This is a genomic window from Streptomyces sp. NPDC003042, from assembly GCF_053591315.1.
In genome coordinates, this window is the sequence record NZ_JBSFTP010000089.1 from 21,923 (window position 1) to 29,172 (window position 7,250).

Below are 7,250 nucleotides of genomic sequence, written 5' to 3' on the forward strand. Positions count from 1 at the left end.
CACTGCTTCTTTCCTTAGTCGCGTCAGCGACCGGTCTTCGGGGCCTTCCAGCGGGCGATACCGCGAGCCACCAGATTGAGGATCATGACGAAGGCGATCAGGACGAGGGCCGCGGCCCATGCCCGGTCCATCGCGGCGTCGGTCCCTACGATGTACTGCTCGTACACGTAGAGCGGGAGCGACGACTGGGCGCCTTCGAAGGGGTTCGGGTTGATCAGTTTCGTACCGAAGACAAGCAGCAGCACCGGGGCGGTCTCACCCGTGATGCGGGCGACGGCGAGCATCACGCCGGTGGTGATCCCGCCGAGGGCGGTGGGGATGACCACTTTCAGGATAGTGCGCCACTTCGGGACTCCGAGGGCGAGAGACGCCTCGCGGAGTTCGTTCGGTACGAGCTTGAGCATCTCCTCGGTGGAGCGGACGACGACGGGCATCATCAGGATCGCCAGTGCCATCGCGCCCGCGAATCCGGAGGGCCCGAAGCCCAGCATCAGATTCCAGGTGGCGAGGACGAAGAGACCCGCGACGATCGACGGGATGCCGGTCATGACGTCGACGAAGAAGGTGACCGCCTTGGCGAGCTTGCCGCGGCCGTACTCGACCAGGTAGATCGCGGTGAGCATGCCGATCGGCGCGGCGATCAGGGTCGCGATGCCGACCTGCTCCAGGGTGCCGAGCAGGGCGTGGTAGATGCCGCCGCCCGCTTCGACGTCCAGCAGGCCGCCCATCGAGTGGGTCAGGAAGTACGGGTCGAGGACCTTGACGCCCTTTTCCACCGTGATCCAGGCCAGCGACATCAGCGGCACGATGGCCAGGGCGAAGCAGACCCAGACGACGCTGGTGGCGACGCGGTCCTTCGCCTGGCGGCGGCCCTCGACCTTGCTGGTGATCGCGTAGTTGGCGGTCACGAAGAGCAGCGCGGCGATCATGCCCCACTGGACCTTGCTGTGCCAGCCCGCTGCCAGACCGAGGCCCGTCGCCGCGGCGACCGAGGCGACGGCGATGGCGGCCGGTGCCCAGCGCGGCAGCCGGGCGTGGGCCAGGGAGGCCGGGGGGAGGGCGGGGGCGGGCCGCCGGTCCTGTGCGAGCTGGCTCATGCGTTGGCCCCCGAGTACTCCTTGCGGCGCGCGATGATGAGGCGGGCGGCGCCGTTGACCAGCAGGGTGATGAGGAAGAGGACGAGGCCGGAGGCGATGAGCGCGTCGCGGCCGAATTCGTCCGCCTCGTTGAACTTGGCGGCGATGTTCTGCGCGAACGTCCCGCCCCCCGGGTCCAGCAGGTGGCCGGAGATCACGAAGCTCGGGGAGAGGACGACGGCGACGGCCATCGTCTCGCCGAGGGCGCGGCCGAGGCCGAGCATCGAGGCGCTGATGATGCCGGAGCGGCCGAAGGGCAGGACCGCGATGCGGATGACCTCCCAGCGCGTGGCACCGAGGGCCAGAGCGGCCTCTTCGTGCGCCTTGGGCGACTGGAGGAAGACCTCGCGCGTGACGTTCGTGATGATCGGCAGGACCATGATGGCCAGCAGGATGCCCACCGTGAAGAGGTTGCGGGCCACGCCTTCGGAGGTCCGCTCGAAGATGTACGTCCAGCCGAGGAACTGGTCGAGCCACTTGTTCAGGCCGCCCAGGTACGGGACCAGGAAGACCGCGCCCCAGAGGCCGTAGATGATGCTCGGTACGGCGGCCAGCAGGTCGACGACGTAGCCGAGCGGCCCGGCCAGCTTGCGCGGGGCGTAGTGCGAGATGAACAGCGCGATGCCGATGGCGATCGGGACGGCGATGACCATCGCGATGACCGAGCTGACGATCGTGCCGAACGCGAGCACGGCGATGCCGAACACGGGCGGGTTGCCGGCCGGGTTCCACTCGGAGGTGGTGAGGAAGTTCCCCTCGTTCTCGGAGAGCGCGAGCACCGTCCGGTACGTGAGGAAGGCGGCGATCAGGGCCATGATCACGAGCAGGGTGATGCCGGATCCCCGGGACAGGCCCACGAAGATCCGGTCACCGGCACGGCCCGTGCCGCGTCGCGCGCCGGAGGCGCGGGGTGTCGACGGTGGCATTTTCGAGGGTGCGGGTTGCGTAGCTATGTCCATGATTTCTCCGGTCTGCGGAGCTTGCGCTCCAGGCGGCGGTGCACCGGATGGTGCGGCCGGCCCTGCGGTTGCGGGCCGGCCGCGGGGGGTCAGGAGAGGGTCGGAACGATCTCGCGGACCTTGGCCGCGATCTCGGTCGGGATCGGCGCGTAGCTGGCGTCGATGAGGACCCTCTGGCCCGCGTCGCTGATCGCGTAGTTCAAGAAGGCCTTCAGGGTGGGCAGGGTCTCCGCCTTGTTGCCCTTGTCGCAGACGATCTCGTACGTCACGAGGACGATCGGGTACGCACCCTCGGCCTTGGTGGTGTAGTCGAGGCTCAGGGCGAGGTCCTTGCCGGTGCCCTTGACCTTGGCGGCGGCGATTGCCTTGGAGGCGTTCTCGCTGGTGGCCGGGACCGGGGCGGAGGCGCCCGTGTTCAGGCTGACGGCCTTGAGGCCGCTGGACTTCGCGTACGAGAGCTCGAAGTAGCCGATGGCGCCGTCGGTGCTCTTGACGTTGGAGGCGACGGAGGAGGAGCCGTTGGCGGCCTGGCCGCCGGGGGCGGGCCAGGACTTCACCTTCGGGTCGTACTTCCAGTCCGCCGGGGCGGCCTTGCTGAGGTACTCGCCGAGGTTCTGGGTGGTGCCGGACTCGTCCGAGCGGTGGAAGGCCTGGATGGCGGTGGAGGGGAGGGTGACGCCCGGGTTCAGCTTCTTGATGGCCTCGTCGTCCCACTTGGTGATCTTCGAGTCGAAGATCTTGGCCAGCGTGGGGGCGTCGAGGACCAGGTTGTCGACGCCGCTCAGGTTGTAGCCGATGGCGACGGGGCCGCCGACCATCGGGAGGTTGATGCCCTGGCCGCCGGCGCAGATCTTCTGCGAGTCGGCGATCTCCTTCTCCTTGAGCGCGGAGTCGGAGCCGGCGAAGGCGATCTGGCCCTGATTGAACTTGGTGATACCGCCACCGGAGCCGATGGCCTGGTAGTTGATCTCCACGCCCGGGCAGGCGGCCTGGAAGCCCTTGACCCACAGGTCCATCGCGTTCTTCTGCGCGGTCGAGCCGGCGGCGAGCAGCTGGCCCTTGGCGCCGTCGCACTTGATGTCGCCCGCGGCCGGGGCGGAGGCCTTCGGGGTGCCGTCGGCGCCGGTCTTCGTGTTGTCGTCCGAGCCGCACGCCGTGAGGACCAGGGCGCCGGACACGACGAGGGCTCCGAGGGCGGAGGCACGAAGCCGGTTCTTGCGCTGAAGCTTCACTTTCGGGTGTTCCTTCCGAGGAGCCGCCGGCCGCTTTCTGTATCGGGGCGGCGTGCGAAGAGGACTACGGGGTCGCGGGGTGCGGATTCCATGTTTCCGAAGCGGCTCGCACCGTGCACTACCGAAATTAGGCAGAACAGGTGAAGCGGTCGACGGGGCTTGGTGAACGGGGGGTGAACCGTGGCGTACGGCCGGGTGCGGGTGCCCTGGCCGGGCGGTGGGGCGCGTACCGGTCCGGCGCCGTTGCCGGGGGCGCTGCCCCCGGTCCCCCGCGCCTCGGCTGCCGGCGGGGCCGGAGGATCCTGGGGCTCCGCCCCGGACCCCGCGCCTCAAACGCCGGCGGGGCTGGAGGGTGCGGCGGGGCTGGGGAGGGCGGCTGCGTCGAGAAGGGGGCGCCAGAGGGCGTGGAAGGTGTGGCGGGCTGCCTCGACCGCGTGGCGTTGGTCCGCGTGGAGGATGCCCAGGGCGTAGGCCGTGGCCGGGGCTATACGGGGGGTGCGGGCGGCCGTCGCCGAGGCGGTGGCGGCATCGGAGGCGTCGCGGTGGCGGTCCAGGGCCTCGCCGGCGACGGTCAGCCGGGCCACGTCCTCGCCCAGCGCCTCCCGGGCGTACCGGTGGACCCGCAGCAGGCGGCGTACCTCGTGCCAGGCGCTGTCGTCGTGCGCCGCGTACGGGGTGCCCCCGGTGGCCGGCAGGGCCGATACGGCGGTGGCGAGGCGGCTCCCGGTGACCGCGGTGAGCGGGACCAGCACGTCGTCCACCCGTCCCCGCGCCGCGACCGGGTCCAGCGGGACCTCGGAGGCCAGCACGGCCACGGCGTCCGCCACGGCGTGGAAGCGCGCCGAGCCGAGCGCCTGGAGGGTGGCCGAGTGGGCGCGGGTGCGGGCCAGGGTGAGCTGGCGCTCCAGCAGGGCGCCCGCTCGGGCCGAGCCCACCGTGAGCGCGCCGGCCGAGCCGCGCGGGGACGGCACCTCCGGGGAGCCGGAGAGCCGTTGCAGGGCCTCCAGCAGCCGCGACAGCCGGGCGGCGTACGCGTGCTCGTCGGCCAGCGTCGAGGACAGCCACACCAGCTCGGTGTGCAGCCCGTCGGCCCAGGCCGACTCCGTCACCACCCGGAAGGTGCTCAGGGAGCCGGCGATGCGGCGTGCGGCCCCCCGTAGCCCGCGCGCCGCCTCGGTGCTCTCCAGCGCGTCGGCCCCGCTCGGCGCGCTCTCGCCGTGGAGGCGCATCGCGCGCAGGAACGCGGTGGCCTGGGAGCGCAGGTAGACGCCGAGCACGTCACCTGCGGTCGGGTCATGGTTTGGCTGAGCCACGCCGGCGCCTCCGGGCGTCTATGAGCATCTCCTGAACGTGCTGTAGCGGCTGGCCCTCGGCGTCGGTGCTGTGCCGGGTCCATTCGCCGTCCGGGCCCAGGTGCCAGGAGGCCGTGGCATCGGACATGCCGGTCTCCAGCATCCGGTCCAGGGCCGCGCGGTGGGCGGGGTCGACGACCCTGACCAGTGCTTCGATGCGGCGGTCGAGGTTGCGGTGCATCATGTCGGCGCTGCCCATCCACACCTCGGGTTCGCCGCCGTTGCCGAAGGCGAAGACCCGGGAGTGCTCCAGGAAGCGGCCGAGGATCGAGCGGACCCGGATGTTCTCCGACAGCCCGGCGACCCCGGGGCGTATGGCGCAGATGCCGCGGACCCAGATGTCGACCGGGACGCCCGCCTGGGCGGCGCGGTAGAGGGAGTCGATGAGGGCCTCGTCGACGATCGAGTTCATCTTCAGCCGGACGTACGCCGGGCGGCCGGCCCGGTGGTGGTCGGCCTCCTTGTCGATGCGCGAGATGAGCCCGTCGCGCAGGGACTTCGGTGCGGTCAGCAGGCGGCGGTAGGTCTCGCGCCGCGAGTAGCCGGACAGCCGGTTGAAGAGGTCGGAGAGGTCCGCGCCGACCTGCGGGTCGGCGGTGAGCAGGCCGAGGTCCTCGTAGAGCCGGGCGGTCTTGGGGTGGTAGTTGCCGGTGCCGACGTGGGAGTAGCGGCGCAGGGTGTCGCCCTCCTGGCGGACGACCAGCGAGAGCTTGCAGTGGGTCTTGAGCCCGACCAGGCCGTAGACGACGTGGCAGCCGGACTCCTCCAGTTTGCGGGCCCATTTGATGTTGGCCTGTTCGTCGAAGCGGGCCTTGATCTCGACGAGTACGAGGACCTGCTTGCCGGATTCGGCGGCGTCTATCAGGGCGTCCACGATGGGGGAGTCGCCGGAGGTGCGGTACAGCGTCTGCTTGATCGCCAGCACGTCCGGGTCGCCGGCAGCCTGTTCCAGGAAGGCCTGCACGGAGGTGGAGAAGGAGTCGTAGGGGTGGTGCAGCAGGACGTCCCGCTCGCGCAGTGCGGCGAAGATGTCCGGCGCGGACGCGGACTCCACCTCGGCGAGGTCGCGGTGGGTGCCGGCGATGAACTTCGGGTACTTCAGTTCCGGCCGGTCCAGGGAGGAGATCCCGAAGAGGGCGGTCAGGTCCAGCGGGCCGGGCAGCGGGTACACCTCGGCGGCGCTGACCTTCAGCTCCTGCACCAGGAGGTCCAGTACGCCGGGGTCGATGGACTCCTCGACCTCCAGGCGGACGGGCGGGCCGAAGCGGCGCCGCATGAGCTCCTTCTCCAGGGCCTGGAGGAGGTTCTCGGCGTCGTCCTCCTCGACCTCCAGGTCCTCGTTGCGGGTGACGCGGAACATGTGGTGCGCGAGCACCTCCATCCCGGGGAACAGCTCCTCCAGGTGCGCGGAGATGACGTCCTCCAGCGGGACGTAGCGCTGCGGGGAGGCCTCCAGGAAGCGGGACAGGAGCGGCGGGACCTTGACCCGGGCGAAGTGGCGGTGGCCGCTCGCGGGGTTGCGTACGACGACGGCCAGGTTCAGGGAGAGGCCGGAGATGTACGGGAACGGGTGCGCGGGGTCCACGGCCAGCGGGGTCAGCACCGGGAAGATCTGGTTGCGGAACAGCGTGAAGAGGCGCGCCTGCTCCTTCTCGGTGAGGTCGGGCCACCGGATGAGGTGGATGCCCTCCTCGGCGAGCTGCGGGGAGATGTCCTGCTGGAAGCAGGCGGCGTGGCGGGCCATGAGCTCGCGCGAGCGGGTCCAGATCAGGTCCAGCACCTCGCGGGGCTGGAGGCCCGAGGCCGAACGGGTGGCGACGCCGGTCGCGATGCGGCGCTTGAGGCCGGCGACGCGGACCATGAAGAACTCGTCGAGGTTGCTCGCGAAGATCGCCAGGAAGTTCGCGCGTTCGAGGAGCGGGGTCGTCGGATCCTCGGCCAGCTCCAGCACCCGCTCGTTGAAGGCCAGCCAGCTGCGCTCACGGTCGAGGAAACGGCCGGCCGGCAGCTCGCCGCCGTCCTTGTCCTCGTACGTGTCCAGGTCGGCGTCGAGGTCCGGATCCAGGTCGATGTGGGGGCGGTGCGCGGCTATGGAGCCGATGCCCTGGTGCTTTATGCGCAGGGGGGTGGCGTCGGGGCCGCCGGACGTGTGAGACGGATGCTGGGCGGGGACCTCGGCGGGGCCCGCGCTGGGCTGGTGGCTCATGACTCCATTCTTCCGCGCACGCGGGAGGACAGGCGCGTCGGAAGTGTCGGCCGTCAGTCGGAGTCGGGGGCGCATGTCGCGAGACTGGCAAGCGTGTCTGAATGCCCGGTTAATGGCGAATGGCTTCCAGGGTCGGGTCCGCCGGTGCCCTGGCCGGGCGGTGGGGTGGGCGTACGGGCGCGGCGCCGTTGCGGGGGCGCTGCCCCGGGCCCCCGCGCCTCAAGCGCCGGCGGGGCTGGGGGTAGCCGGTGAGGGTGGGGGCGTACCGGTGCGGCGCCGTTGCGGGGGACGCATGTGGCGCTACTGCTGAGGCCGGAGGCGGGACCGCTGCTGGAGGCCGAATGCGAGCTGGCCGGGGCCCCCGC

5 protein-coding genes are annotated in these 7,250 nt (G+C 71.0%); all 5 read right to left on the reverse strand.

Annotation, left to right across the window (positions count from 1 at the left end; translation table 11 throughout):
* Positions 1-23: 23 nt before the first annotated feature.
* Positions 24-1,097 carry a phosphate ABC transporter permease PstA gene (gene pstA, locus ACWDYJ_RS31060; protein ID WP_451568926.1) on the reverse strand — a complete coding sequence of 358 codons (1,074 nt, stop codon included), beginning with the start codon at positions 1,095-1,097 and terminating at the stop codon, positions 24-26.
* Entirely contained in the window at positions 1,094-2,062 is a 969-nt protein-coding gene (gene pstC, locus ACWDYJ_RS31065; protein ID WP_451568927.1) for a phosphate ABC transporter permease subunit PstC, read from the reverse strand. The genes pstA and pstC overlap by 4 nt, the downstream gene beginning before the upstream one ends.
* 122 nt (positions 2,063-2,184) lie before the next feature.
* Positions 2,185-3,327: a phosphate ABC transporter substrate-binding protein PstS gene (gene pstS, locus ACWDYJ_RS31070; RefSeq protein WP_451568928.1), complete on the reverse strand. Its 1,143-nt coding sequence runs from the start codon at positions 3,325-3,327 to the stop codon at positions 2,185-2,187.
* 329 nt (positions 3,328-3,656) lie between these two features.
* Positions 3,657-4,640: a CHAD domain-containing protein gene (locus ACWDYJ_RS31075; RefSeq protein WP_451568929.1), complete on the reverse strand. Its 984-nt coding sequence runs from the start codon at positions 4,638-4,640 to the stop codon at positions 3,657-3,659.
* Positions 4,621-6,885: an RNA degradosome polyphosphate kinase gene (locus tag ACWDYJ_RS31080; protein ID WP_451568930.1), complete on the reverse strand. Its 2,265-nt coding sequence runs from the start codon at positions 6,883-6,885 to the stop codon at positions 4,621-4,623. Before ACWDYJ_RS31080 ends, ACWDYJ_RS31075 begins: the two co-directional genes overlap by 20 nt.
* Between the last annotated feature and the right edge of the window lie 365 nt (positions 6,886-7,250).